Annotated in this window: 20 protein-coding genes; 10 read left to right on the forward strand and 10 right to left on the reverse strand. The window is 60.0% G+C overall.

Annotation, left to right across the window (positions count from 1 at the left end):
• Positions 1 to 226: 226 nt before the first annotated feature.
• On the reverse strand, positions 227 to 2,068 hold the full coding sequence (locus QQJ86_RS14790) for an ABC transporter ATP-binding protein (protein ID WP_284321768.1): 1,842 nt from the start codon (positions 2,066 to 2,068) through the stop codon (positions 227 to 229).
• 374 nt (positions 2,069 to 2,442) lie between these two features.
• Here QQJ86_RS14790 and QQJ86_RS14795 point away from each other — a divergent pair, with 374 nt between their 5' ends.
• The 3 genes from QQJ86_RS14795 (at position 2,443) to QQJ86_RS14805 (ending at position 6,833) form a co-directional block, all read left to right on the forward strand.
• Positions 2,443 to 4,881, forward strand: a complete 2,439-nt coding sequence (locus tag QQJ86_RS14795) for a DUF3772 domain-containing protein (protein WP_284321740.1) — start codon at positions 2,443 to 2,445, stop codon at positions 4,879 to 4,881.
• A gap of 631 nt (positions 4,882 to 5,512) precedes the next feature.
• Complete coding sequence (locus QQJ86_RS14800; RefSeq protein ID WP_284321741.1) at positions 5,513 to 6,325, forward strand: DUF6597 domain-containing transcriptional factor; 813 nt, start codon at positions 5,513 to 5,515, stop codon at positions 6,323 to 6,325.
• 79 nt (positions 6,326 to 6,404) lie between these two features.
• On the forward strand, positions 6,405 to 6,833 hold the full coding sequence (locus QQJ86_RS14805; RefSeq protein WP_284321742.1) for a VOC family protein: 429 nt from the start codon (positions 6,405 to 6,407) through the stop codon (positions 6,831 to 6,833).
• Between the two features lie 133 nt (positions 6,834 to 6,966).
• On the opposite strand, the gene QQJ86_RS14810 is transcribed toward QQJ86_RS14805, so the two are convergent.
• The 4 genes from QQJ86_RS14810 to QQJ86_RS14825 form a co-directional block, all read right to left on the reverse strand.
• The gene (locus QQJ86_RS14810) at positions 6,967 to 7,446 is read right to left on the reverse strand and encodes a hypothetical protein (protein ID WP_284321743.1); all 480 of its coding nucleotides are present in this window, start codon (positions 7,444 to 7,446) and stop codon (positions 6,967 to 6,969) included.
• 161 nt (positions 7,447 to 7,607) lie between these two features.
• Positions 7,608 to 9,242 carry an alpha/beta hydrolase gene (locus tag QQJ86_RS14815; protein ID WP_284321744.1) on the reverse strand — a complete coding sequence of 545 codons (1,635 nt, stop codon included), beginning with the start codon at positions 9,240 to 9,242 and terminating at the stop codon, positions 7,608 to 7,610.
• A 53-nt stretch (positions 9,243 to 9,295) separates the two neighbouring features.
• Complete coding sequence (locus QQJ86_RS14820; protein ID WP_284321745.1) at positions 9,296 to 10,969, reverse strand: serine hydrolase; 1,674 nt, start codon at positions 10,967 to 10,969, stop codon at positions 9,296 to 9,298.
• A 138-nt stretch (positions 10,970 to 11,107) separates the two neighbouring features.
• The gene (locus QQJ86_RS14825; protein ID WP_284321746.1) at positions 11,108 to 12,088 is read right to left on the reverse strand and encodes a TolB family protein; all 981 of its coding nucleotides are present in this window, start codon (positions 12,086 to 12,088) and stop codon (positions 11,108 to 11,110) included.
• A gap of 163 nt (positions 12,089 to 12,251) precedes the next feature.
• Here QQJ86_RS14825 and QQJ86_RS14830 point away from each other — a divergent pair, with 163 nt between their 5' ends.
• From QQJ86_RS14830 to msrA, 4 genes are all read left to right on the forward strand, one after another.
• Positions 12,252 to 12,683 carry a guanyl-specific ribonuclease gene (locus tag QQJ86_RS14830; protein ID WP_284321769.1) on the forward strand — a complete coding sequence of 144 codons (432 nt, stop codon included), beginning with the start codon at positions 12,252 to 12,254 and terminating at the stop codon, positions 12,681 to 12,683.
• Positions 12,680 to 13,123: a barstar family protein gene (locus QQJ86_RS14835; protein WP_284321747.1), complete on the forward strand. Its 444-nt coding sequence runs from the start codon at positions 12,680 to 12,682 to the stop codon at positions 13,121 to 13,123. Before QQJ86_RS14830 ends, QQJ86_RS14835 begins: the two co-directional genes overlap by 4 nt.
• Positions 13,120 to 13,338: an RNA-binding S4 domain-containing protein gene (locus tag QQJ86_RS14840; protein ID WP_284321748.1), complete on the forward strand. Its 219-nt coding sequence runs from the start codon at positions 13,120 to 13,122 to the stop codon at positions 13,336 to 13,338. The genes QQJ86_RS14835 and QQJ86_RS14840 overlap by 4 nt, the downstream gene beginning before the upstream one ends.
• Positions 13,339 to 13,571: 233 nt before the next feature.
• On the forward strand, positions 13,572 to 14,255 hold the full coding sequence (gene msrA, locus QQJ86_RS14845) for a peptide-methionine (S)-S-oxide reductase MsrA (protein WP_284321749.1): 684 nt from the start codon (positions 13,572 to 13,574) through the stop codon (positions 14,253 to 14,255).
• Positions 14,256 to 14,348: 93 nt separating this feature from the next.
• On the opposite strand, the gene QQJ86_RS14850 is transcribed toward msrA, so the two are convergent.
• The 5 genes from QQJ86_RS14850 to panE all read right to left on the reverse strand — a co-directional run bounded on the left by QQJ86_RS14850 (position 14,349) and on the right by panE (position 23,690).
• Positions 14,349 to 17,048 carry a putative bifunctional diguanylate cyclase/phosphodiesterase gene (locus QQJ86_RS14850; protein ID WP_284321750.1) on the reverse strand — a complete coding sequence of 900 codons (2,700 nt, stop codon included), beginning with the start codon at positions 17,046 to 17,048 and terminating at the stop codon, positions 14,349 to 14,351.
• Between the two features lie 127 nt (positions 17,049 to 17,175).
• Positions 17,176 to 17,952 carry an iron-containing redox enzyme family protein gene (locus QQJ86_RS14855; RefSeq protein ID WP_284321751.1) on the reverse strand — a complete coding sequence of 259 codons (777 nt, stop codon included), beginning with the start codon at positions 17,950 to 17,952 and terminating at the stop codon, positions 17,176 to 17,178.
• 303 nt (positions 17,953 to 18,255) lie between these two features.
• On the reverse strand, positions 18,256 to 19,932 hold the full coding sequence (locus QQJ86_RS14860; RefSeq protein ID WP_284321752.1) for a hypothetical protein: 1,677 nt from the start codon (positions 19,930 to 19,932) through the stop codon (positions 18,256 to 18,258).
• Between the two features lie 737 nt (positions 19,933 to 20,669).
• Positions 20,670 to 22,475: an FAD-binding oxidoreductase gene (locus QQJ86_RS14865; protein WP_284321753.1), complete on the reverse strand. Its 1,806-nt coding sequence runs from the start codon at positions 22,473 to 22,475 to the stop codon at positions 20,670 to 20,672.
• A 291-nt stretch (positions 22,476 to 22,766) separates the two neighbouring features.
• Positions 22,767 to 23,690: a 2-dehydropantoate 2-reductase gene (panE, locus tag QQJ86_RS14870; RefSeq protein ID WP_284321754.1), complete on the reverse strand. Its 924-nt coding sequence runs from the start codon at positions 23,688 to 23,690 to the stop codon at positions 22,767 to 22,769.
• Between the two features lie 354 nt (positions 23,691 to 24,044).
• Here panE and QQJ86_RS14875 point away from each other — a divergent pair, with 354 nt between their 5' ends.
• The 3 genes from QQJ86_RS14875 to QQJ86_RS14885 all read left to right on the forward strand — a co-directional run bounded on the left by QQJ86_RS14875 (position 24,045) and on the right by QQJ86_RS14885 (position 26,116).
• The gene (locus QQJ86_RS14875; RefSeq protein WP_284321755.1) at positions 24,045 to 24,602 is read left to right on the forward strand and encodes a hypothetical protein; all 558 of its coding nucleotides are present in this window, start codon (positions 24,045 to 24,047) and stop codon (positions 24,600 to 24,602) included.
• Positions 24,602 to 25,156 (forward strand): YbhB/YbcL family Raf kinase inhibitor-like protein, encoded by a 555-nt coding sequence (locus QQJ86_RS14880; protein ID WP_284321756.1) that lies wholly within the window; start codon positions 24,602 to 24,604, stop codon positions 25,154 to 25,156. The genes QQJ86_RS14875 and QQJ86_RS14880 overlap by 1 nt, the downstream gene beginning before the upstream one ends.
• A 75-nt stretch (positions 25,157 to 25,231) precedes the next feature.
• The gene (locus QQJ86_RS14885; protein ID WP_284321757.1) at positions 25,232 to 26,116 is read left to right on the forward strand and encodes an AraC family transcriptional regulator; all 885 of its coding nucleotides are present in this window, start codon (positions 25,232 to 25,234) and stop codon (positions 26,114 to 26,116) included.
• The last annotated feature ends 55 nt before the right edge of the window (positions 26,117 to 26,171 follow it).

Below are 26,171 nucleotides of genomic sequence, written 5' to 3' on the forward strand. Positions count from 1 at the left end.
GAGAGGGTGTTGCACTTGAGTTTAGAGACCGCCGTTACTTTTCTTTGGGCCAGCAAAGAAAAGTGACTCGGGCCCTTTAGGGTCCGAAAGCGCCGCAGGCAATGCCACAACAACACGACATCCCCAGCTGAGGCAAGACTCTAATCAAGGTGCAGGCTGGAGTTACAACCCCAACATTGTCATGCACAAATACATCGCGACGTTGTGGTTTACACCCCAACCTACCTCAAACCAGCGCATCATCCGCCGCGACGAACCCACCCGTCTGCCGCTGCCACAGGCGCGCATACAAACCACCATGCGTGATCAGCTCCGCATGCGTGCCGGTTTCCACCACTCGGCCCTTGTCCATCACCACCAGGCGATCCATGCGTGCGATGGTGGAAAGGCGGTGTGCAATCGCAATGACTGTCTTGCCTTCCATCAGCACCTCCAGGCTTTCCTGGATGGCGGCTTCCACTTCCGAATCAAGCGCTGAGGTGGCTTCGTCTAGCACGAGTATCGGCGCATCCTTCAGCAGCACGCGCGCGATGGCGATGCGCTGGCGCTGGCCACCGGAAAGTTTTACGCCACGCTCACCCACGTGAGCGTCCAGGGCAAGGCGGCCTTCACCATCGATCAACGTTGGAATGAATTCGTCGGCGCGCGCCTTGCGGATCGCCTCTGTGAGTTGCGATTCAGAAGCATCGGGTCGCCCGTAGAGCAGATTGTCGCGCACGGAACGGTGCAGCAGCGATGTGTCCTGCGTCACCACGCCGATCTGGGAACGCAGGCTTTCCTGCGTGACCTGCGCGATATCTTTGCCGTCGATGCGGATATGGCCGCCTTCCAGGTCGTACAGGCGCAGCATCACGTTCACCAGTGTGGATTTACCCGCGCCGGACGGGCCGACCAAGCCAATCTTTTCGCCAGGGCGCACCACCAGGTTCAAGCCGGAGATTACGCCGCCCTGCTTTCCGTAATGGAAATGGACGTCCTCGAAGCGCACTTCGCCTGCAACCACTTCCAGCGGCATGGCGCCCTCGCGATCCTGCACGGCGCGCGGCTGCGAAATGGTGGTCATGCCGTCCTGCACGCTGCCGACGTTTTCGAAAATGCCGTTCACCACCCACATGATCCAGCCGGACATGTTGTTGATGCGAATCACCAGCCCCGTACACAACGCAATCGCGCCAACCGTCACCTTGCCCTGGCTCCACAGCCATACCGCCAGCGCGGAGGTGCCGACGATCAAAAAACCGTTGAGGGTAGTGATGGTGGCATCCATCGCGGTGGTCAGGCGCGTCATGCCGCGCAGTTTCTCGGTCTGCTCCGCCATGGCATCGGCCACGTACCTCTCTTCACGCTGCGTATGCGCGAACAGCTTCAGCGTGAGGATATTGCTGTAACCGTCCACGATGCGCCCCATCAATTTCGAGCGCGCTTCGGAAGCCAGCCACGAACGCTGCCGCGTACGTGGGATGAAGAAGTACAACGTGCCCACATAAGCGAACAGCCACACCACCAGCGGTGCAGCCAGCCATACGTCGGCCTTGGCGAACATCACGATAGCGCTGCCGGTATAGATCGCCACGTACCAGATCGCATCCACGATCTGCACCGCCGATTCACGCAGCGACGCACCCGTCTGCATGATGCGGTTGGCAATGCGCCCGGCGTAATCGTTCTGGAAGAACCCTAAGCTTTGGCGGATCACGTAGCGATGGTTCTGCCAGCGGATGCGGTTGGTCAGGCTGGGCACCACCGCCTGATTCATCAGCATGTCGTGCAAGCCGATGAAAACCGGGCGCAGCACCAGCGCGACGAACCCCATCCACAGCAACTCGCGTCCGTGGAGGGCGAAGAAATCCTTGGCTGGCGCCCCCTTGGCCATGTCGACGATGCTGCCGATGAAGCCAAACAGCGACACTTCCACCAACGCGACGGCGAAGCCCACCACGACCGCCACGGCGAACACAGGCCAAACCTGGGCCAGATAGAACATATAGAACCGCCCAACGGACTTCGGCGGCATCGTGTCGACCGGGTCCTTGAAGGCGTCGATCAGGGATTCGAACCAACGGAAGATCATGGCGCGGTGTCCATTTGGGCCATAGATGACGGCGAACGGGCACTATACAAGGTTGGCTGGCGTAGCCCCTCTCCCGAAGGGCATGGGCGTCCATCACTATTTTTGAGATGCCGAATCTAGCGCCGTCGTCATTCCGGCGAAGGCCGGAATCCAGTCTAAATACGTCATGCGAAGCACTCAAAACCGGTTTTGTGTCCTTCGGACCGCGTATTTGAACTGGATTCCGGCCTTCGCCGGAATGACGACAAGACGAGAGTCAGCTTTATGGGAATGGTGCGCGTCACGCACCGCCTGAATGCTAACCATGCATAAAACACAATTCCGTGAAGGACCAATTGACCGTCGGCTGCGTCATTCGGATCATGCCCGGCATGCGTACTTTCCTCTGTAAGCTCATTGCCCCTTCGCTGCTGCTGGGTTCGCTACTACTCGGCACGCAACCCGCCTTCGCACAGAACGCGCCAAGTACGTCCGACGCACCTGCCAGCGCAGCCAGCGCGCCCGATCCGGCGCAGACGCTGACTCGCGTCAGCAAACAGTTGGACGATCTCAAGACCAGCTTCAACAACAAGCCGGACAGCGCTTCGTTAAACAATATGCGCAGCCAGGCCGGCGATGTGCAGCAGCAAGCCGATCAGCTGGTGCAGACACTGACGCCTGAGCTGGAAAGCCTTCAGACACGCCTGACCGTGCTCGGCCCCGCCCCGGTCGCAGGTGCGCCGCCGGAAACGCCGGCGGTAAGCCAGCAGCGGCGCCAGCTCGAGCGCAACAAGGCCAAGCTCGACAGCCAGATCAAACAAGCACAGTTGCTGAGCCAGGACGCCACCAAGCTCGCTTCGCAGATCGTCGAAACGCATAACGCGCAATTCCAGGCGCAACTTGGCTCGCGCGCGGAGTCACCGCTAGGCATCAGCTTCTGGCGGAATTTGACCAAATCGTTCCCGGATGACATCGCGCGGGTGCGCCGCGTGAGAGATCTGCTGCTCGAAGAAGCAGGCGTGGCCTGGCAACCCGACAATCGATGGCCGCTGCTGTTTTGCTTGATTGGCGCGATGCTTCTGATCGTGCCCGGCCGCGCCCTGACTGAGCACGTGGTACTCGCGCTGGCCAGCCGCTATCTGCCGGACGGGCATCTGCGGCGCAGTGCGATATCGGTGATCTTCACGTTGACGGTGACGCTATCCATCGGCTTGGCCGCATGGCTGGTGGACCTGGGCTTCAATTGGAACGACACGCTGGATGAAGACGTGCAGACGTTCGCGCAAGCGATCATCCGCACCGTGTTCTTCGCCGCCTTCACAGCCGGACTGGGACGTGCGCTGCTTTCGGTGCGGCATCCTTCATGGCGCATGCCGGCATTGACCAAGTTCACGGCGCGCACCCTGCGCTGGTTTCCCTGGCTGCTGGGCGGCGCCTTCCTGTTGCTTGGCGTGCTCGAACGTTTGAACAATTTCGCTGGTGCCAGTCTTCCCGCAACGGTTTGCACGCGTGCCTTTCTGGCATTGCTGATTACCGGACTGGTCGGTGCGGCGCTGTTGCGTGCCAAGCGCGCGCGCAACACGCAACGGCAACAGGGCGAGAAACCACCCCAGCACGCGATCTGGGTGGGTGCGTTGTTCGGGTTTGCCGCGCTGGGCGTGATGGTGGCGTGGCTGGCAGTCATCATGGGTTATGTCGCGCTGGGCTTCTTCATTTCGTGGCAGATGCTGTGGATCGGCATGATCGTGGGGGCGCTGTACATGCTGTCGCATCTGCAGCGGGATCTGTTCCACGTGCTGCTTACACCGCACGGCCGCAGCGGCCAGCGTCTGCAATCCACTTTCAGTGTGCAGCCGACGACGCTGGAGCAGGCCTCGACCGTATTCTCCGCAGCGGGACAGATCCTGTTGCTGCTGGTAGCCGTTGGCACGTTGCTGGTGCCGTTCGGCGGCGGGCCGCAGGACATCTTCTCGCACATCGGCAATGTGTTCAGCGGCCTGCAGGTGGGTGAGCTCACCATCAAACCGGGCGCGATCTTCAACGCGGTGCTGGTCTTTGCGCTCGGCATGTTCGCGGTACGCATCGCCAAGAAGTGGCTGGCCCAGCAGTTGCTGCCAAAGACCACGCTCGACATCGGCATGCAGAATTCCATCGTCGCGCTGCTGAACTACGTGGCAGTGGTGATCGTGTTTGCACTGGCATTGCGCACGGCTGACGTGAGCCTGCAAAGCCTCACGTGGATCGCCAGTGCGCTGTCGGTCGGTATCGGTTTCGGCCTGCAAGCGATCGTTTCGAACTTCATTTCCGGCCTGATTCTGCTGGCCGAACGGCCGGTGAAAGTGGGCGATTGGGTAAGCATGCCCGGCGTGGAAGGCGACATCCGCCGCATCAACGTACGCGCCACCGAGATTCAGTTGAGCGACCGCTCCACCATGATCGTGCCGAACTCGCAGTTCATCACGCAGAACCTGCGCAACGTCACGCACGGCAACGCGCTTGGTCGCGTGAAACTGAGCCTGCCGATGCCACTGGATACCGATGCATCGAAGGTGCGCGAAATCATGCTCGAAGCGCTGCATGCGAATGACGCCACCATGGATACACCCGCACCGGTTGTGACCTTGGATGACATCACCACGTCGGCCATGACGTTCACCGGTGTGGCGTATGTACGCAGCCCGCGTGAAGCGTCGGCGGTGAAGAGTGCGTTGCTGTTCGACATTCTGTCGCGGTTGGCCAAGGCGCAGATGCCGTTGTCGACGCCGCAAAGCATGATCGTGCGAAATTTGGGGCCGTTGGGCGAGGACAGTCCGGCAGCGCCGGGGCAATAGCCTCTCTCTCTGGCCTGATTAGTGTCTCGCCTCAGCTGAGCATGTCGTGGTGTTGGGGTATTGCCTGCGGCGCTTTCGGTCCCTAAAGGGCCCGAGTCACTTTTCTTTGCTGGCCCAAAGAAAAGTAACCCAAAGAAATGGCCTAACAAGCTCACAGCAGGGGAAAGGTAAAAGCCTGAACTGGTATGGCTAGATCGAAGGTTGCTCGCCCATGGTTCAACGCTCCCGCTATACCGCGAGGCGTCGAAGCATTGAGGGCTTAAAGCGCGCCTGCCGACAGGTTGAGCTTGGCTGAGATCTGCTTTAAGTCCTCAGGGCTTCGACGCCTCGCGGTATAGCGGCGTGGTGGAAGCGTGGCCCGCCAACGATCAAAGCAAGGCGACATCCTTCAGGCTTGTAACCTATGCAATGCCATGAGCTCTTCAGGCCATTTCTTTGGGTTGGCTTTTCTTTGGGCCAGCAAAGAAAAGTGACCCGGTCGCTTCGCGACCGGAAGCGCCGCAGGCAATGTCACAACAACACGACATCCCCAGCTGAGGCGAGACGCTAATCAGGTCCCAAAGGGAGAGGGATTCACCGGAATAGAACACGGCGTACCATGTAATCCATCAAGCTTCAGAGACTCCCTCCCATGGGCTTCCTGCGCATCGTCCCCGCCCCGCCGCTCGCCTCCGTGATCGAGGCGATCTGGGACTGGGACATGCCCTCCGAAGCGTTCCGCTACGAACGCATCCTGCCCGGCCCGGGCGCAGGCTTGATCATCAATCTGCTCGAAGACGAAACCCGCGTTTACCAAGACGATGAAACCCGCCACTGCCTGCGCGCCTCAGGCAGCGTGATCGGCGGGCCGTATCGGCACAGCTGGATCATCGATACCGCCGAACAAGTGCGCGTGATGGGCGTCAACTTCCGCCCGGGTGGCGTGCATGCGCTGATCGGGCTGAGCGCGGAAGAATTGGGAACGTGCGACATCAATCTGGAAGACATGTTCGGCGCTGATGCGCGCAGACTGCGGCAACGTTTATTGGAAACGATGGAACCCACGCAACGTGTAGCGCTGCTGGAGCAATGGTTGCGCACGCTATGCGATGAACCAACGTGGGACACAACGATTCTGCACGCTGTAGCGGCGCTGTCCCGCATTCCGGAAGTGCCGTGCATCGGCCGGCTTCAGCGCGACAGCGGTTACTCCGCGCACCGCTTCGGACTGCTGTTTCGCCGTCACGTTGGCATGACGGCCAAGCAGTACGCGCGGCTGATGCGTTTTCGCGCCGTGGTGGCCATGGCACACCCCGTTGAGCAGCCCGACTGGGCGAGCATCGCTGTCGACGGCGGCTTTTGCGACCAGGCACACATGAGCCATGAATTCCGCCGCTTCGCCGGCATCACACCTTCCGAGTTTGCGGCTGCGCGTGGACCGTATCCCAATCACGTGCAGCTCTAAAGGCGTTCAAAAAAATCTACAAGACGCGCGCTGGGCGACGGGTTAGCTTGAACTGACTTTCCAATGGGACGCTCTTGCTATGAACACCAAGGTCATTCACGGCAGCACCATCATTCCCGGCCTGCGCTACCGCGATGCTCACGCTGCCATCGACTGGCTGTGCAAAGCATTCGGCTTTGAAAAACACGCCGTGTACGAAAACGAGCATGGCCGAGTGATGCACGCGCAACTGGTGTACGGCGGCGGCATGGTGATGCTCGGCGATATCAGCCCCGGCGGCTTCGGTGATCACATGGTGCAGCCCGATGAAATCCAGGGCCGCGAAACGCAATGTGCGTGCATCTACGCCAGCGATTGCAAGGCGCACTACGAGCGCGCGAAAGCGGCAGGTGCGGAAATTATCGAGGAGTATGCGGAGAAGGATTATGGCGGTGCGGGCTATGCATGCCGCGATCCGCAGGGACATTTGTGGTGGATCGGTAGTTACGATCCGTGGCAGGCGGAGTGAGCCGCTTTGCTTCCTCTCCCCTCCGGGGAGAGGACTGAGGTGAGGGGCCAATCTTGCGGAAGAGTATCTAGCTCAGCGCAAGGATGTCCCCTCACCCAACCCTCTCCCCGGAGGGGAGAGGGCTATACAAACTTTACTGACACTTCTCATTCTTGGCCGCGTGATAACCCGCCGCCTGCGCATCCGCCGCGCTCATGTACTTGCCTTCCTTGGTTTTGCCGTACCACTTGCTGCCTTCGCAGTGATAGGTCTTGGTCTTCGAGCCGGTGTTCACCCACACTTGGCCTGCGCCACCGCCTGCTGCCGGCGTAGCAGCCGGTGCCGGCTTCGCAGCCGCGGTCGATTTGCTTGCAGCCGCGGGAGCTGCGGCCGGGGCGGCTGCGGCAGCAGGTGCAGCTGCTGCGGCTGGTGCAGCAGCAGCGGAGGAACCGCTGGCCGACTTGTTGATGCCCTTATGCCCGTGGCAGGCACCCTTGGTGGTGGTTACCGTCTGCGACGTACCATCGTTGCATTGCACGGTCATGCTGCCTGCAGCGGCGGGAGCCTGCTGCGCATAGACACCCGAAGCCATCAGTGCGGCGGCCAGTACTGCGATCAACCCGAACGATTTCATGTGATTCCCTCCAGCTTGAATGAGCAAATTAGGAAGTCCCCTGACGTGCCGCCCCTGATTGGAACTGACACTCCCAAGCGCCATCCTCCTACAACGCCTGCGGCGGCAACTATGCCTGAAAACATGTCAGCCAACATGTCAGCCAGATAAATTCCTACGCACTATCTCGCCTGGTTCACTTTCGGTTTCGACTCGGTTTGCGGACGGGCCACGGCATACATCGCCCAGCTGATGTCCTTGAACAAGCCGAAGCGATCATCGCCAACTTTGTACAAATCAAAGTGTGTGCGGTCCGGAATGAAACGAAATTCGGCATGCGCACCGAGGCTATCCAGCACTGCTTTCAAGCGGTGCGCTGCACCATCCAGATAAAACGTATCGGCCGTACCGACGTAGAGATGGATCTTGCCATCCAGATCTGGCTTCAGCTCTGGCCAATGGGTTTGCAGGCGATTAGCGATGTCGTAGTGATCGTGCCAGTAGGCCACCACTTGCGGATCGACGTCGCCGGTGTCGCGATTGAACATCTGTTCGGGCCGGCCATCCTTCCCGCGCGGAGAGAACACCCATTCGAACGATGCCATTTGCCCACCGTATGGCCCAAGCACGCGTTCCATCTTCGCGAATTGTTCGAAGGTGCCGAGCACCGTCCCCTTGTCACGTACGAGCGGCCATGGCGTGCCGTCCGCTTTGCGATAGACGTTGGCGTGCTGCGCATACAGATCCGGGCCCGTGAAATCATGAAAGTCACTGGGATCGGGTGACGTCGACCAAGTGCCGCCAAAAATTTTCGGATACCGCGTCTGCAGCCACAGCGTGGCCCAGCCGCCGGACGAATGGCCGTTGAGGAAGCGGCCATTTACGTCGGCATCCATGTGGTATTTCGATTCCAGATAAGGAATCAGTTCCGTAGTCAGTGCCTGCCCCCATGGGCCGTTGTTCACCGAATCTGCGAACTCGTGCGTGCCGGTCGCGCTCGACTCATCCAGGAATACCCAGATCATCGGCGGCATCTGACCACTGGCCATGCCCGCTTGCACATACGCCATCGGTCGCGCCAGCCGATCTTTGTTACCAGTGAAGCCGTGCGTGAAATACACCGTGGGATAGTGCTGCTTGGACGAGGCGTCATAGCCCGGCGGCAATACCACATAGCCATACATGTGGATGTCCCGCCCCCAGAATTGCGTCAACGCGGGGCTGACGAAATCGATCGGCTGCGCCTGCTCGCGCAACGCCTTCGCGGCATCACGCAAATTGGCGGGCAACGAATCCGGCAGTGTCCATGGATCTTGCGCCGTCACGGTTTCTTCCAGCTTGATCGCCGGCGTGTCTGACGCAGGCAAATGCACCGAGACAACCTGGCTGATGATGTCGCCCGCATCACGCCCCAGGTAGTTGTAGTCGTGATGCACGTCCAGCACCGCCTGCACTACATAGTCGCCCGCTGGAAGCTTCGACCAGACGTCGGGATAGGTGCGCATGTCCGCATCCACATCGATCGTCTGTCCCGGCATGAGCCGATCGACTTCCTGTGCTGCGATGAAAGTTTGTGTGGGATGAATCGGATTGGCGTCCACTTCAGTCACTTTGCCGCCTTCCGCATCGGCTTTGGCTGCCTTGGCTTCTTCAGCGAAGAGGAGCAAGCGGCCGGAGACGGGTTGTGTTGCGTTGCCCGCTAGTTGGATGTGGAAGATGCGGTGGGTGGAAGCGGTAGTTTGTGGCTCTTGTTTTGCGCAGGCGGTGAGTAGGGTGAGGCTTAGTAGTGCGCATAGAACAAATGGACGCAGTTGCATTGATATCTCCCAAGATGGATTTTCAGCTCAGCACTACCGACCTCAAACTCTCATCAATCAGCCTTCGCTTCCCCACCCTTCACCGGCGCCAACCGCAAATCCTGAAAATCAAAACTGAAATCCGTCAGCGGCGAAATCGGCTCCATGCGCACTTCGCGCACATGGCCATCCACATCCAGTGCAAAGTTCACAAAGGCATCCGCATTCAAGGCACGATCGTCCCAGCGCACGATAAACGTGTCGTGCTGCCATGGCGTCATCGTGCCTACAAGCTGCTTGGTCTTGCCAAAACGCAGACGCTGCTTGCCGCCTTCGTTGCTGATGATGATGTCGCCATACCACGGGTCGCGGTAGGTACCTGCGTATTTCGTCAGCGGCAATGAAGGTTTGCTCTTGGCGTCGCGTGCAGTTTCGTGTTCCTTCCAACTATCGTCCGCCTTGCCCTGCGCGTGCTTCACAGCTTTGTCGTACACCGCGACCCAGTCGGTCTTGTTGGTTGCGTTGAGATAAGCATCCAGCACGCGATAAGTCACCGCATTGAACGCGGCGCCACTTTCCTGATTGGTGAGCACCACTACGCCAAGCTTCAACCCCGGCACCAACGTCACGCGTGAAACCATGCCCGGCCAGCCGCCGGTATGCCAAACCAATTTTTGGCCGTGGTAATCGCTGAGAAACCAACCTTCGCCATAACCGGCAAAATTAGGCACAACCGGCTGCAATTCCGGCACGGGCGGCTTGTTCACCTGAATCGGCGTGAGCATCGTCCACATTTGGTTCTGGCTATCCTGGGAGAACAGGTGCCGTGGTTTGCCATTCGCATCCTTGCCTTGCAGTTCGCCAGCAGCGACCTGCACGTTCATCCACTTGGCCAGATCGTGCACGCTGGCGTAGATACCGCCCGCACCGGGGTTGTTGGTCCACGCCATCGGCGGCACCGGTTTCAAATCTTTGAAGTCGAACAATGCATGGCCGGTGGCGACATCCATGCCCGGCTTGAGATACGTCATGTCGACCAGCGATTCGTCCATGCCAACCGGCTTGAAAATATGGTCGCGGAGGTAGTCGGCATAGCTCTGGCCCGATACCTTTTCGATCACCAACGTAGCAACGGCAAAGAGAATGTTGTCGTACGCGTAGTGACTGCGAAAGCCATTGGCGATCGGTACCTTGGCCAAGCGCTCTACCACTTCCTTGGTGCTGTACTGAGTTGGCGGCCAATACAGAAGATCACCGGCGCCCAAGCTCAAGCCACTGCGATGCGCTAGCAGATCACGCACGCGCATGTCGTGCGTCACGTAGGGATCAGACATCTGGAACCACGGCAGGTAATCGGTCACCCGCCCGTCCATGTCGAGCTTGCCTTGCTCGGCCAGCATCTGCAGCGCAGCCGCGGTGAAAGCTTTAGTGTTGGAGGCGATCGCGAAGAGCGTATGCGCATCCACCTTTTCCGGCTTACCGGTTTCACGCAAACCGTAACCCTGCTCCAGCACTACCTTGCCGTCCTTCACGATCGCCACCGCGATGCCAGGCACGTTGAAGGTCTTGCGCGCGCCGTCCACGTAGGTGCCGAAATCCTGCAGCATCGGCGGCAATGCCGGTTGTGCGTCTTGCGGCACATCCGCTGCCGGCACGGGCTGCGCCTGCGGCCATGCTTGCGCGGCGTTAGCGAAAGCCAGCAGGGCGCAGCATCCGGTAATGCGCAGGGACAGAGGCGGAAAAGGCATGGCGGCTCCTGTGACAGGCAAAGCCGCAGTCTAGCTTGCCGATAGCAATCTGGACGCTGCGCCAGAAGTCACGTCCATCCCTCAATGGCCGTCATTCCCGCGAAAGCGGGAATGACGGCCATTGAGGGGGCGGAGATATTACGTTCCCTCGCCTGCTTTCGCGTGCTTATCCAGCCAGGGCGCCAGCGACACATACCAGATGTTGTCGCCACCGTTGTCCCAACTTTGCATGCGCGCCAGCGTTGCCTTGGCCTGCTCCGGTGTCAGCGGGAAAGTCAGTTCCGTGTGCCGATCGCTGGTGTAGTACAGCGTGTGTCCATCGGGACCGATATGCGCGCCCCACTGGCTCCACTTGCCCGGTTTGCCGTTGATGGCTTCTCCCAAGTCGATCGGCTGGCCCCAATGATCGCCTTCGCGGAATGCGATATAGAAGTCACCCATGTTGCCCGATTTGGCATCCGCCGAATTGAACACCATGAAGGATTGATCGGGCGCAATGGCCGGATCGTGCGTCGTTGCCGATAGGTCACCCACTTTCACTAGCGTGGCGGGTTGATAAGCACCCTGCGCAAAAGCCGAACTGTAGATATGGAACACGCCATCCGCATCGGGATGGATGAAATACAGACTGCCATCCGCCGCAATGCTCGGCGCATACGTACGATCGCTGGCGTTTACCGCATCGGGCAGATGCTCCGGCGTGCCCCAGCTGTTGCCTTTGCGATCCACGCGCCACAAATGACCGCCGCGGGCTGGAATAGTCTTGCCTTTGACGGTCGCAGCCAAGGCTTCCGCACCCGGTGTCACGGGGCGATTGGAAACAAACACCAGATAGGAACCATCCGGCGACATGGTCGGATCGTGGTCAAGCCACTGTCCTGAGAAGGGCGCAATCTCTGGCTTGGACCATGCACCATGCTCGCGATGAGAAACCAGAATCATGGAACCCACATCGAAGTAAACCGTGTTGCCGTCCGGCGTGAATGCTGGACACGCTTCGCCCGCCGGTCCGGAAATCACGCCTGGTGCGAACACCTGAGGTGCATCCGCGGCGAATAACGAACAGGTCGTAGTGCACAGGCCGAGCGCAACCATCCACCACAAAGACTTGCGGAACATGTCGTTCTTCCTCAGGGATTGGGTAGACGCTGTATAGTCTTCGCCCCGGCATGCCGCATGTCCTTAAAGTCACTGCTTGCACTTGCCGAATGCGGTGGCCAAGGCGCGCAGCTTCGCAACGCATTACACTGCGCGTATCGCCAACAAGGAGTCCGCGGTGTCTCTGTCTCGCCTCATTCCCCTGATCCTGCTTGCGCTCTTGATCGGCGCGATCGTTTTCTGGAATCGGCATGCTCCACCGCCGCCGGGAATGGTGTCGAACGGCAACGTCACTCTGCCGGCCACGGGAAACTACAACTGCCCTGCTGCCCATGCCAATCTGCCGGCGTACATGCCAGCAGAAGCTTGCATCACGCTGACCGCCATTCTGCAAGGCGGCCCCTTTCCGTATAGCCAGGACGGCGTGGTGTTCGGCAACTACGAAGGTTTGCTACCGCAGCAACCGCGCGGTTATTACCACGAATACACGGTGCCGACGCCCGACGCGAGCAATCGCGGGGCACGACGCATCATTACCGGCGGCACGCCGCCCACGGTGTTCTATTACACCGATGACCATTACCGCAGCTTCAAGTCTTTCCAGGTGAATCGATGAGCGCAGAAGGCGCACTCGATCTGACCCAGGCGAACGACGGCGGTGTGTACTTCGTCGACGCCGCCGACTTCGACGCGCTGGTCGCTGCCGCCGAACAAGGCCAGCTGTATGTGTGCCGTGCCGACCTGACCGGCTGCCACGACAAAGCCGAGCTGCTGCGCCGCCTTGCTGCCGCGCTCAACGTGCCCAGTGGTTTCGGCCAGAACTGGGATGCACTGCTCGACACGTTGCGTGACCTGGAATGGCTGCATGGCACCGGTCATGTACTGCTGCTTGATCATGCAAACGATCTGCGCACAGCGGCCGCGAAGGATTTCGATACGCTGCTCAACATCCTGCATGAATCGGCGGGCTTCGCCATGAGCCAGAGCCGCCCGTTCTTCGCCTTCCTCAGCTTGCCCGAGCACCCTATGGTGCTGCCTTCGCATCGCCCGTCATGACCCAGATCGAATTCGAACTCGACCGCGATTACGTGGAACTCAATCAATTGCTTAAGCTCACCGGATTGTGCGACAGCGGCGGGCAAGGCAAACAGATCGTCGCCAGCGGCGCCGTGTATGTGGATGGACAGCAGGAACTGCGCAAGACCTGCAAGATTCACGCGGGGCAGATCGTCCAGTTGGAGGATGTGGAGATACACGTGGTCGCGGTGTAGCTACTCATTAGCTCCCTCTCCCCTCCGGGGAGAGGGTTGGGGTGAGGGGCCAAGGCTTGCCCCACGTTCCATAAGAGCCACGCTCTCATTGACTCATATCGCAAGATTGTCCCCTCACCCTAGCCCTCTCCCCGGAGGGGAGAGGGGACGAAAGCATTGTGCAAGATCAACGCCTGACGTAACCGCAAAAGACTCGCTACCGAATACCAGGCAGACGCTAACGGAGGCACCCCATGCAAACCCGTCATCTCGCCATGCTTTCCGCACTGATCGGCCTGACCGCTTGCACCGCCGCGGCCAGCAACGCACCGTTGCCCGACCCCGCTTACGACGAAGCCAAACCAACAACCCATTCCACGGAAACCGCGGTGCTGGCGGGCGGTTGTTTCTGGGGCATGCAATCGGTATTCGAACACGTACGCGGCGTGCGCAAGGTGTGGGCGGGCTATAGCGGCGGCGATGCAAGTACGGCGCAATATCAAGTGGTCAGCGAAGGCAATACGGGACATGCCGAATCGGTGAAGATCGCCTTCGATCCTGCCGTGGTCAGCTACGGGCAACTCTTGAAGATCTATTTCGCCGTTGCGCACGATCCGACCACACTCAACCGTCAGGGGCCGGATGCGGGCACGCAATATCGCTCGGAGATTTTCTTTGCGAGTCCGGATCAGAAGAAGATCGCAGAGTCGTATATCGCGCAACTCAATGCGGCGAAGGTTTTCGACAGCACCATCGTGACGCAGCTTGCACCGATGCGGGGTTTCTACGCGGCCGAGGATTATCATCAGGATTACGCGCGCAAGCATCCGAACGATATGTACATCGTGATCAACGATGCACCGAAGGTGGCGCAGTTGAAGCAGGTGTTTCCGGCGATGTATCAGGACGAGCAGATGGTGGTGGATGTAAAGCTCTGAGCGCTTAACTTACCCATTGTTTGACTCACCTCACCGTCATTCCGGCGAAGGCCGGAATGACGGTGAGGCACGATAGGACCAATCACGCAAGAATCATTTCGGCGGAACAAGCCGCAACCGCGACGGCTCATGCCTCGGATTCGGCGACAACATCCGCTCAATTTCCTGCGGCGCCAGACCGCGGGAGTAGTAATACCCCTGCCCTTCCACACACCCGGCGCGCAACAGGAAATCATGCTGCGCGGCGGTTTCGATGCCTTCGGCGATCGTGCACATGCCCAAGGCCTTGGCGATGGCGAGCATGGCTTCGACGATCGCCACGTCGTTCCCGCTATCGGGCAGATCGGTGATGAAGGAACGATCGATCTTCAGATAATCGATGCCTGACAGTTTCAGGTACGCCAGTGAGGAATAGCCGGTACCGAAATCGTCGATGGCGATGCCGATGCCAAGCGCATGCAAGCTATGCATGGTTTGCTCAGTGGCTTCGCCCAGGCGAAGGATCGCGCTTTCCGTGATTTCGAACATCAGGCGCTTGGGCGAGATCTGGCTGGCTTGCAGCGCCTGTTTCACGGTGTCCATGAAGCCAGGATGCCCGAACGTGGCCGCGGATGCATTCACCGCCACGCGGATCGGTGGCAATTTGGCTTCATCCCACAGGCGAATCTGATTGCAGACGGCGCGCATGATCCAGGCGTCCAACCGGCGGATCAGGCCCAGGCTTTCCGCCAGCGGGATGAATTCGTCGGGCATCAGCTCGCCGCGTTCGGGATGACGCCAGCGGACCAATGCCTCCACCGCAATGATGCGGCCTGTTCGCAACTCCACGCTGGGTTGGTAGACCAGGTGGAATTCATCGCGAATCAGCGCCTGACGCAAATCCGCGCCCAGCATCAGGCGCATGCGCGCATCGGCGTGCATCAGCGGGGTGTAGAAGCGGAAGGTGTTGCGTTCCTGCGTCTTGGCGGCGTACATCGCTGCGTCCGCGTTGGCGATCAGCGTGACCGGATCGCTGCCATCCAATGGATAACCCGCGACGCCGATACTCGCGCTCATCACGATTTCGTAATCACCGATCAGCATCGGCTCGGACAAGCTTTGCAGCAGACGGCTGGCAAACTGCGCGGCCTGCTCGCGGGTACGCAGGCCACCGAGCATCACGGTGAATTCGTCGCCACCAATGCGGCTGGCCACATCGTTTTCGCCCAACTCGCGGCGAATACGCTGCGCCACTTTCACCAGCAGGCGATCGCCGATGGCATGGCTGTAGCTGTCGTTCACTGCCTTGAAGGCGTCAAGGTCCACGAACAACACGGCTGCGGCGCCGTTCACGCGCGCCGCCGCTTCGATGGCTTGTGTGCAATGCCGCTGGAATTCGCTGCGGTTGGCCAGGCCGGTCAGCGGATCGTGCGCCACCATGTATTCCAGGCGCTGGCGATCGGCCTTGCTGCGTGTGATGTCGGTGATCACCGCCACGTAGTGCTGCACGCGGCCTTCGCCGTTGCGGATGGCACTGATGCTGAGCAGTTCCGGATAGGAAGAACCGTCCGAGCGCCAACTCTGCACTTCGCCAATCCAGTTACCGCCTTCGGCCACCATGTCCCAAATCGATGCCGGCAGCGGTGCACCATCAGGCATGCGACGCAGTTCGTCGAAACGATGGTGTTGCAGGTACGGCAGCGTGTAGCCAGTGATGCGCGTGTGCGCAGCATTCACTGTGGTCACGCGCCGGTCGGCGTCGGCAATGATCACGCCTTCGGCCACGCTGGCCAACGCTTCCGAAGCGATGCGGCGTTCCTGCTCCATGGTGATGCGATCAGAAATGTCGCGCATGATCGCCTGGCGCACTGGCTGCGTACCCCAGGTAGTGAGGCTGCTATGCGTCTCGACGGTGCGGATCAGGCCATCCACCGCACGCAGCAAACCAATGGTAGAGGAGCCCGCCGAGCGCGTGCTGCCCTCCACGAACAGATCGATGAAATGAAGGCCGATCAGATCATGTGGATTACGGCCGGTCCATGCACCGGCAGTCCGGTTCGCGCCGAGGATGCGGCCATGCACTTCGTCGACCATCACGATCCCATCGGCCGCGCTGTCGAACAGCAGGCGATAGCGTTCTTCGGTACCGCGGATGCCGGCCAGGATGCGCTTGGCCATCCGCACCCACAGCATGGAGGCGGCCATCGCGGTAAGCAGCACGCTGGCGAACAGCACCCGCCCCAGCCATGCCGCACCCAGGGCGATCTGCAGCGAGAAATCGTCGCTGCGCGGCTCGATGAACGCATTGAGTGCATCGATGCGCGCGCGCTGTCCCGCAACTTCTTCAGCGGGAGGCGTGCCTTGCGCATACGCCCGCTCCAATTCATCCGCGATGGTGTTCAGCTCTTCGATGGCGCCGTCGACCGAGCGCCAATCCTTCAGCGCGGGTCCCACATAAGGCAGCTGGGCGAAGTCGTCGAGAATGAAGACCATGCCGGGGATGGCCGCGGGTATAACGCCGCCGCGCCGGAAATCCTCATACACCACATGTCGGTCGTAATGACCGGTGGCGATGGCATCGCGCGCCGCGCGATCAATGCGCACCACTTCGTAGTTGCGGCGAAAGCTTGCCAGCCGGGTCGGGTCGCCAGTGCGGGCATAGGCGGTCAGTTCGATGACCGACTGCTTCTGGGCTTTCGACCACAGGCTTTCGCCATTCAAGAAACCCGCCAGCGTTACCTGAACTTGGAGAGCGCCCCAGGTCAGGCACAAAACTAAACCAACGACCGCCGCCAAGCCGTATGCCAAAGGCATAAGACGTCGTGACAGCGGCCGTTGCTGAGCATTGCGGGTGGTACGCATCGCGTCCCTATCTTAGAGCCTGTCATCCACAGTCCAGAAACTGCTGACTTGACGTGTATCGCCCCGCTGACGCGTTTACTTAAGCAGCTGCCTCATTAGCCAGCCACGGGTCACGACGCACATCCAGACACCGATCCAGGGTGATCCTCATACTTACGTAACTACGTTTTACACATTCCTGCAAATAAGCCACCTCATCCGCACGTGGAGCGTTGCCCACCAGGGTGCAAACGATCTCCAACGCCTCCCATGGATGAGTATCATCATACGCCGCGTGAAGTTGAAGCCAACGCAGAGTGCCTGCCCGGGTGGCTTTGGGGAAGTTCTCTCGATAGGCCTCGCTTTCGTAGACCCATTGCGACCATTCCCCCGTTGCCCCTTCCACCGCATAGTTGGTAGCGATCATACCTGCCGCCAACGGACCACTGCGGCTTACCTCTTCGCACCAATTGGACAGCGCATCCGTACCGTACGGCGTGCTGCCATTCAGTACCTCGGCTTGCGGCACCCCTGCCCCCTCGGCCCAGTTGAGCCAGTATTCGGCGTGATTCTGCTCCACCCGGATGTTGCGCACCAGCCACCGGCGGGCCATGTTTTCGCCGGGGCTGCGTCCGTACTGAGTCTTCAGCAGGTTGAGCGCCATATAGCCCGGGAACCGCTCGATCACGGGCCATACCCCAACCATGAAATCGCGTGTGCCAACCGCATCCAGGCGGTTTTCGCGCATCAGCGTCCATAGTTCGTGTTGGATTACGGCGTGTTTGGTTGGCTCGCAAGCGTTAACCATATCTTGTGCCCAGTTTGGATAGCTGGACAGGTGGGTCAGCGGGCCTGTGCGTTCGAAGTGTGCGTACATGTGTGAGTCTCCACTTTGGTTAGGATCATCTCGGTCCAGAACGGGCCGATGCCGGAGCCTGGAACGGTTCCGGCGACACCATAGTGGGCGCCCTGCGCACGGGTTGCGACTACCTGATTTTCACGGCCGCGAAGATCTTTCGGGTGATGCAGATGCGTGGCCGGTCAGCAGAATGGCGCATGCACTTGAAGGGTTGCGGGATGGTTAAAACATGCGTGCCGTTTCATGCGCGCTCACCCATTGCGCCGGTAAAAACGGCCGAAAAGGGCGGGCATGCCGCGCATGGCATGCCCGCGATATACCTCAGTGCCGATCGCGCACTTCCGTACCCGGCGTAAACGACACGCCCCGCAACACTTCGCCGAACTTGGCCGAACGCAAGGTGACGAAATGCTCGTCCGCGGCATTCGCGGCCGTGGTGTTCGCCAGTTCGTCGCGAACAGCGACCAGCTTGTCCGGATCAGCGCCGGTATCGCCATTGCCGCTGATGGTGGAAGTGACCGCCCAGATGGTCGCCCTGCCGTCCTCATCGACGCGGCCGGTGAGCTGACGCAAGCCGTCGGTCGCCGGCGACCACGGCAAGTTGGTCGCGGCATTGGTGCCGGTGGGATAACCGCTGACCGTATACGGCTGGCCAAGATTCAAGCCCGCCTGCAGCGTATAGGCCAAAACCCAGGACTGCGTGGCGGCGTTGAACACCCACTTCTGCAAACCGGCCGTGGTTTGCGCCGCGGCATGGGTATAGAGATCCGTGCCGCCTGCATAGCCATCGCCTTCGTCAGCCACGTATAGCGTGTTCGCATCCGCGAACCACAAGGCAAAGGGGTACGACAGGGTCTTGGCCGTCTTGTTCGGCGTGGCAGGAAAGCCGGCCAGCACGCACATATTGTTCGGCAGGCCCTTGGTCTGCAGCGTGGACGCGTCATACGCAAGTGCGGAGGTAGGCAACGGCGCACCCGCTACCGGAACACCTACCCCGTTTGGACACGCCTTGCCGGTGGTATCCACGAAATAAACCGTATTCACCCCATTGCCGCCGCTGCCCTTGGTGACGTACAGGACGTTGTTGAATACCGTGATGCCGCGGAAGTTGTCGTCCTTGCCAATCTTGTCGGCCTTCGCACCAAGCTCCGTGACGGAAAAGCTTGCCAGCGGCGCAGGCGTGACCGGCGTCTGCCACGCTTCAGGCAACGTCGACGGCACGATGTATTGCGCGCCGGCGCCAAGGATCACGCCATCGGGTTGCGGGTTTGCACCGTTGCCGGCGTTGCCCACCGTATAGAACACGTTCGCACCGCCGACGTTGTTGTAGATCGCCGCACGACCGTTGTTGCCGCTGTACGCATTGGTCTCGGTAAAACGGAAATGTCCTTTGCGATCCACCAGCGCTACCGTGCGATAGAACGATTGCCCGTCGGGATTGGTGCCATCCACCGCCAGCGGCGTGTTGGAATTGGATGCATCGATCGCGTTGATCGGCGCCATGTAGCCCATGAAGCTGAGATAACGGCCATCCATTGACAGATGCAGACCCAACTCGGATTTGGAGCTGAAGCTCGTCACCATTTCGCCTTCGCGCCCAGCAGGCTGCAGGCTGTTGGGCACTTCCAGCGTATCGATCAACCAGCCGTTCGGCGCGATCTGATCCAGATAGATGCGCGAGGTGATGCCGAAGCTGCCGTCATAGGTATCGTTGTTCCACACGTACGGATAAGTGCCGTCGTACGGTGCTCCACTGGCCGCGCCACACGCGCCGCTGGCAGGTGGACAATTTGGCGGCAGCACTTCGCCCACCTGCACGTTGCTGGCCTTGTTGTCATACACGCTGCGGCTGACCACGAGATTGCCAGGCCAGAAACGAAACTCATGATGGTGCCAGCCATCGTTGGCATAAGCGGCAACGCCGACCGCGAGTGAAGCAACGGTCAGTGCGGCAGCGATATATCGGCGGCGAAAATGCAGAGGGGAAGTCGTGATCATCGTGGTCTCCGGAGGGTGGGATGAGGCGGAGCAACTGCGCACAACCCGACCACGGTAATCAGGGGAAATGAAGGCTTGTTGACAGCGTGTCTGACGTGAAGACGTTATGGAGGCGAGAGGCGCTGCTGTCCCTCTCTTCGGGACCTGATTAGTGTCTCGCCTCAGCTTGGCATGTCGTGGTGTTGGGGTATTGCCTGCGGCGCTTTCGGCCCCTAAAGGGCCCGAGTCACTTTTCTTTGCTGGCCCAAAGAAAAGTAACCCAAAGAAATGGCCTAACAGGCTCACAGCATGGGGAAGGGAAAAGCCTGAACGTGTATGGCTAGATAGGTGGTTGCTTGCCCATGGTTCAACGCCCCCGCTATACCGCGAGGCGTCCAAGCGCTGAGGACTTAAAGCGCGCCTGCCCACAGGCTGAGCTTTGCCGAGATCTATCTGCCTTAAGCCCTCAGGGCGTCGACGCCTCGCGGTATAGCGGTGCTGTGGAAGCTTGGCCCGCCAACCATCAAACCAGGGCGTCATCGTTCAAGCTTGTAACTTACACTCGCCATGAGCTCTTCAGGCCATTTCTTTGGGTTACTTTTCTTTGGGCCAGCAAAGAAAAGTGACCCGGTCGCTTCGCGACCGGAAGCGCCGCAGGCAATGCCACAACAACACGACATCCCCAGCTGAGGCGAGACGCTAATCAGGTCCCACAGGAAGAGGGATTCACTTGGAAAATCCCCGCAAGTTATCGCTTGCTACGACACCCGCGTAAACCCATCCGCGCTCCACCCATCACTACCCACACCGTGATGCACAAAGAATAACCCCTCTGGATCGTATTGGCGCTTCACCGCCGCAAGCCGCGAATAATTCGTTCCCCAGAACGCATGCTGCCAATCGCGCTGAAAATAATCGCTCTCCGATACATAGGCACCGGCGTTCGGCGCCACCTTCAACAATGCATCCATCGCTTTTCCTACCGATGCAGCTTCCTTATGGGCATTTGCCAGATCCGGTGAGCTGCCGGGCATGTCCGGATACGCAGGCGGACCATTCCCCGCAATGATCGCCAGCGCAAACGCATCGAGCACTTGCGGATTCGTGGCGGTATCGCGTGCGGCGGTGATCGCTTCGGATGGCGCGCCAGCCAACCCCTTGTTGAAATGGAACTCGACGTCCCATTGGCGCGTGCACGCGAAGATCGCGTCGACCAATTGCGCCTGCTGATCCTCGTGCAGCAACGAAGCCGGCAGCCACGCCGATTTGAAACTATGGATAAACCAAGCCACCTCGCCCTGATCGCCCGCCCACAGCACGTGGTTGCGCGGTGCACCGTCGCGATCGTCAGGAATCATCGCGCCGGGCAAGTGTTGGCGGAAAAACTCCGCATCCCAAAAATGTTGTGCGGGCATCGCAACCACTTGCGCCGGCTTTACGAAGCTGTAGTCGCTGCTCGCCTTCACCCAATCCAGGAATGGCTGCCATATCGCCTGAGCCTGTTGTTGGCTCAAACCTTGGAACACCATCGACAAATGCAATACGTTGTCGCCGCGAAACCGCATCTGTTCGCCCCAGTGCGGATTGAACAGATCGCTCTGATAGAAGCTGATGGCCTTGGCGATCAAGGCGCGATACGCCGTATCCGACGCCGCTTTGATTTCGCCAAACACCGCACCGAACCATTCCGGCAAGGTATGTGTGCGCAGCGTCAGACGCGTCACTACGCCGAGGCTGCCGCCACCACCGCCTTTGATGCCCCAGAACAGTTCCGGGTTGGTGCATGCATTGGCAATCCGCGCCACGCCATCGGCGGTGACGATCTCCGCTTCGATCAATCCAGAGGCAGCGGTGCCGAATGCTTTGGAAAAACTGCCGAAGCCGCCGCTCTGGATAAGCCCCGCTACCCCCACCGTGCAGCAACCGCCGCCTTGCACATAGCGACCGCCGTGGGTGGTCACGGCGTCGTACGCATCGATCCACATGGCTCCGGCTTGCACGCTCACGGCAGGTTGCGGGGCTGCGCCCGTGCAGCCTTGCGCGACAAAGTCATCGTGCAGAGTCACCGCGTTCATATGGCGGGACCAGATCAATAGCGAATCCGGCGCATTGGAGGTGCCTTGGTAACTGTGCCCGCCGCCCTTCACCACCAGGCGCAACCGATGCTTGCGCGCAAAACGCACTGCGGCGACCACGTCGGCCGTGCTTTCCGCCGCCACGGCATAGGCGCTGGGACGCGAGGCCCAGGCATCGGCCCATCCGCTGGTCTGAGTCAGCGCCGGCTGGTCACCGATGTAGAACGGGTTGCGGATGTGCTTGAGGGCTTCGTCACATGCGGCCTTTGAAGCCGTAAAGGGCGATTGCAGCTTCAGCAGGCGCCCGCCCACGGCGTGGTTCAACTCATCCCACGTCGTCGCCGATGGCCAGCCCGGCTCGCTTGGCCGGACACGTGAACGAAACAGGGTGGCGCTACCCGCCGCCCAGGCCGTTCCAAGGCCCCCCGTCATCACGCCTGGCAGAAACGGAATCGCCAAGGCTGCCTTCAATAGCTCGCGCCGGTTCATGTGCACTCCCTCTCGTGACTGGAAATGAAGCGACTGTGGGCGGGGCGAAGCGTGGCCGCCATGGTGATGGGATGTGTCGTGATGGGTGAGGGATGAATGGTGGGATGTAAGGGGTGAAATGGGAGTTGCGCAAATCCCACTCTCTGACTCAAACGCGCTCCCTCTCCTGCTTACAGGGGATGGTTGGGGTGGGGTTGGACGTGCTTGCGGCGTTGCTTGAATTCAACGCGAGGTTGCTTCACCCCACCCAAACCCTCCCCTACTACACGTAGGGGAGGGCGCAACATCACGCTACCGTCCCCGCCGCGCCTCATACGCCTTCAAATGCGTATACGCCAACCGCAGCATCGGCAGCTCCAGCCCCGCCGCTTCGCCGCGCGCCAGCAGATCGCCGATCACGTGATCGGCCTCCACCGCCCCACCCCGTTCGAGGTCGCGCAGCATCGAGGCGCTCAGCGCCGACCTCGGCTCGGTCAGCACGGAGCGGGCGCGCTCCAGCACGGCGTCGCTGGGTGCGTGGGCATGGGCTTCGGCGACGCGGCGGCAATCCTTGAGCAGATCGAGCATGGCCCGTTCGCCACCTGGTGACGCGACGATGTCGCCGACCGGAGCACGCATCAGGCACGTAATGCCGGCCAGCGAAGCGAGGAATACCCACTTGTCCCACATGTCCTGCAGGATGGTGGTGCTCAGGCGCGGTTCGAAGCGCGCACCCGACATGGCCTGCGCAATGCGTTCCACTCGCGGTGAACGGCTGCCGTCGCGCTCGCCAAAGGTAAGGCTGTGCGATTGATTGAGATGATGCACCACACCTTCCGCATTCAGCGTCGCCGCAATGATGCATTGGCCGCCGAGCACGTGCCTTGCACCAAAGCGCGCATCGAGCAGATCCAGATGCCGCATGCCGTTGAGCAAAGGCAAGATGATCGTTTCCGCACCGACTGCAGGCGCTATGTCATCGATCACTTGCGGCAGGTGATAGGCCTTGCAGCTCACGATGATCAGGTCGTAAGTATCTTTCAACGCATGCGCCTGCACCGTGGGTGGTGACGACAGCGTTACGTCACCCGCTGGGCTGCGGATCACCAGGCCGCTGCGTGCCAGCGTTTCCGCGCGTGCTTTGCGCACCAGGAACGTGACATCCTGATCGTTTTCAAGCAACCGGCCACCAAAGTAACCGCCTGTTGCACCTGCACCGACTACGAGAATTTTCATGACTGCCCGCCTTCATTCATCCAGCTTGTGTAGGTTGCCAAGAAGGTACGCCTTCCCTCACGGCCGTCATTCCCGCGAAAGCGGGAATCCAATTTCAGAGATGCATCAGAGCAAATGGATTCCCGCTTTCGCGGGAATGACGGCCTTCTGGGATGACTTTCACCATGGCAAGTGCCCAGTGTTGCATGACTGTTGGGATGGAAACCCCAACATCACCGCACGCGTAGATTTCAATGTTGGGGTTTTCACCCCAGCCTACGCAAGCCGCTGACAGCCTGAAAAAATCGGCGCAAAATAACGGTTGCATCCGGCGCTTAGCACCGTATCGCAATCACTCTCGTCGAGGTGATCGTCATGTCCGCTTCACGCACCCTCGCCACCGCGCTATTTGGCCTGCTCGTCGCGTTCGGCGCACAGGCTGCGGAAAACGCCGCTTTCTCCGTGTTGCAACAAGACGGCAACGGCAAGCCCCTCGTTTTCCAAAGCACGGGCGCATTAAAGAAAGGTGACGTCATCAAGGTGAACGCCGTCAACGCACAGCCCGTACTAGTGCTGCAGATGGCCATGTGCGACAGCGACTGCGCGCATCCGCGCCTGGTGCAGACGCTACCACTCACCGCCTACTATGCCGGCCAGGCAAGCTCCAGCCATCAATTCGTGCTGCCCGAGGACGGCCACGTTTCCTTCTGGGTGCAACGGCTCGGCGATCTTCCCAGTGAACCGATCAATACGCCCAATGGCGCATGGAGTGTGCAATACGTCGATCCCTTCCTGCGCTTCGCCAGCAAGGTACCTTACCAATCAGTGCAGCCGATGCCGGCTACTGCGGTTTCGCTGGACGACAACACCCTGCGCGCTCGCTTCTTCCATCGCACGTTCGTCACCGTGAGCCTCGCCGACACAGACCACTGATGCAGGCACCATCTTTCAAACGCGCACCGTGGTTTCCGGCCATGCTGTTGCTGCATGCAAGTGTCGTTTGCGCGTCGCCGCCGCACCCTGTGTTGCAGGTAAGCAGTTCCAGTTTCGCCGATGGCGGCAAGATACCGTCGACGTTCACCTGCGACGGCGCGAATCTGTCACCGGAGATCCAGTTTCCCTCGCCTCCTGCCGGCACCAAAAGCTTCGCCTTGGTGATGGATGATCCCGACGCGCCGACTGCATTCACGCATTGGTTGGCGTACGGTATCCCCGCCGATACACGCGAACTTCCCGAGGGTGCATCGACGCCTTCCAAACGGCTTGAGCATGCTGTTGAAGGCATCAACAGTTTCGGCCGAACGGGTTACGGCGGGCCCTGCCCGCCGGAAGGCCAAGCTCATCACTATGTGTTCCGAATCTATGCGCTGGACGCGATGCCTTCGCTACCGGTCGGCGCCAGCACCGATCAAGTGAACGCTGCAATTCAGGGGCACATCCTCGCAGAAGGCCGGATGACCGGGCTTTATGCACGCGGCGGTGGTTGAGCTTGTATTGAGCAATTTCAGTCAGGCGCTTTGTGTTGGGGACAGGTAGCCTTTCGGTCGCCAAGGAGACAAGCATTGAACGCACGCGCCACGGATGCCTACCTCGCTCGCTTTCAGAAAGTGCTCGCCTACATCGACGCACACTTGTCCGAGGACCTGACGGTTGCGCAGCTGAGCGACATGGCGGCGTTCTCCAAGCATCACTTCCTGCGGCAGTTTTCCGACCTGTTCGGGATGGGCGTTTACAAGTACGTGCAGCTATGCCGCTTGAAACGCGCGTCCTATCAGCTCGCCTTCCGGGATGATCAACCGGTCACTGAGATCGCCCTGGACAGCGGCTACGACAATGCCGAGTCGTTTTCCCGCGCATTCAAGAAAAGCGCGGGACAAACACCCAGCGAGTTCCGGAAACAGCCGCAGTGGAAACCTTGGCACGACACCTACGAACCGCTCACCGCGCTAAGGATTCACTACATGCAAACCGAAACACCGTCCCGCGACATTCGTATCGAACATTTTCCGGAAACTCGCGTCGCCACGTTGGAACATCGCGGCGATCCCAACCGCATCGGCGATTCGATCCGCGCCTTCATCGCCTGGCGCAAACAGCATCATCTTCATCCCAGCCGGCATGCCACGTTCAATATCTTCTACGACGATCCGTATCAGGTTGCTCCGGCCGATTATCGTATCGACCTGTGCGTTGCCGTCGATCGCGATATGCGGGATGAAGCATCCAGGATCGTGGACAAGACGATTCCGGCAGGCCGCTGCGCCGTGCTCAGGCATGTCGGCTCTGATGACCATTTGCATGCATCCATCGCCTATCTGTATGCGCAGTGGCTACCTGATAGTGGCGAGGAGTTGCGGGATTTTCCGCTGTTCGTGCAACGTGTGACGTTTTATCCGGATGTACCAGAGCACGAGGCAGTGGTGTATATCTTTCTTCCGCTTGCGTAGGTTGGGTTAGCGCAGCGTAACCCAACGATGCTGCTTCGAATTTGTTGGGTTACGC

The organism is Dyella acidisoli (assembly GCF_030160295.1).
In the GTDB taxonomy this organism is placed as follows: domain Bacteria; phylum Pseudomonadota; class Gammaproteobacteria; order Xanthomonadales; family Rhodanobacteraceae; genus Dyella_B; species Dyella_B acidisoli.

Coding starts and splice junctions, on each gene's coding strand:
- QQJ86_RS14880 (WP_284321756.1), top strand. CDS start 24,602: ATGCAGGCACCATCTTTCAAACGCGCACCGTGGTTTCCGGCCATGCTG.
- QQJ86_RS14875 (WP_284321755.1), top strand. CDS start 24,045: ATGTCCGCTTCACGCACCCTCGCCACCGCGCTATTTGGCCTGCTCGTC.
- QQJ86_RS14795 (WP_284321740.1), top strand. CDS start 2,443: ATGCGTACTTTCCTCTGTAAGCTCATTGCCCCTTCGCTGCTGCTGGGT.
- QQJ86_RS14810 (WP_284321743.1), bottom strand. CDS start 7,446: ATGAAATCGTTCGGGTTGATCGCAGTACTGGCCGCCGCACTGATGGCT.
- QQJ86_RS14820 (WP_284321745.1), bottom strand. CDS start 10,969: ATGCCTTTTCCGCCTCTGTCCCTGCGCATTACCGGATGCTGCGCCCTG.
- QQJ86_RS14840 (WP_284321748.1), top strand. CDS start 13,120: ATGACCCAGATCGAATTCGAACTCGACCGCGATTACGTGGAACTCAAT.
- QQJ86_RS14835 (WP_284321747.1), top strand. CDS start 12,680: ATGAGCGCAGAAGGCGCACTCGATCTGACCCAGGCGAACGACGGCGGT.
- QQJ86_RS14855 (WP_284321751.1), bottom strand. CDS start 17,952: ATGTACGCACACTTCGAACGCACAGGCCCGCTGACCCACCTGTCCAGC.
- QQJ86_RS14850 (WP_284321750.1), bottom strand. CDS start 17,048: ATGCCTTTGGCATACGGCTTGGCGGCGGTCGTTGGTTTAGTTTTGTGC.
- QQJ86_RS14865 (WP_284321753.1), bottom strand. CDS start 22,475: ATGAACCGGCGCGAGCTATTGAAGGCAGCCTTGGCGATTCCGTTTCTG.
- panE (WP_284321754.1), bottom strand. CDS start 23,690: ATGAAAATTCTCGTAGTCGGTGCAGGTGCAACAGGCGGTTACTTTGGT.
- QQJ86_RS14800 (WP_284321741.1), top strand. CDS start 5,513: ATGGGCTTCCTGCGCATCGTCCCCGCCCCGCCGCTCGCCTCCGTGATC.
- QQJ86_RS14825 (WP_284321746.1), bottom strand. CDS start 12,088: ATGTTCCGCAAGTCTTTGTGGTGGATGGTTGCGCTCGGCCTGTGCACT.
- msrA (WP_284321749.1), top strand. CDS start 13,572: ATGCAAACCCGTCATCTCGCCATGCTTTCCGCACTGATCGGCCTGACC.
- QQJ86_RS14815 (WP_284321744.1), bottom strand. CDS start 9,242: ATGCAACTGCGTCCATTTGTTCTATGCGCACTACTAAGCCTCACCCTA.
- QQJ86_RS14805 (WP_284321742.1), top strand. CDS start 6,405: ATGAACACCAAGGTCATTCACGGCAGCACCATCATTCCCGGCCTGCGC.
- QQJ86_RS14860 (WP_284321752.1), bottom strand. CDS start 19,932: ATGATCACGACTTCCCCTCTGCATTTTCGCCGCCGATATATCGCTGCC.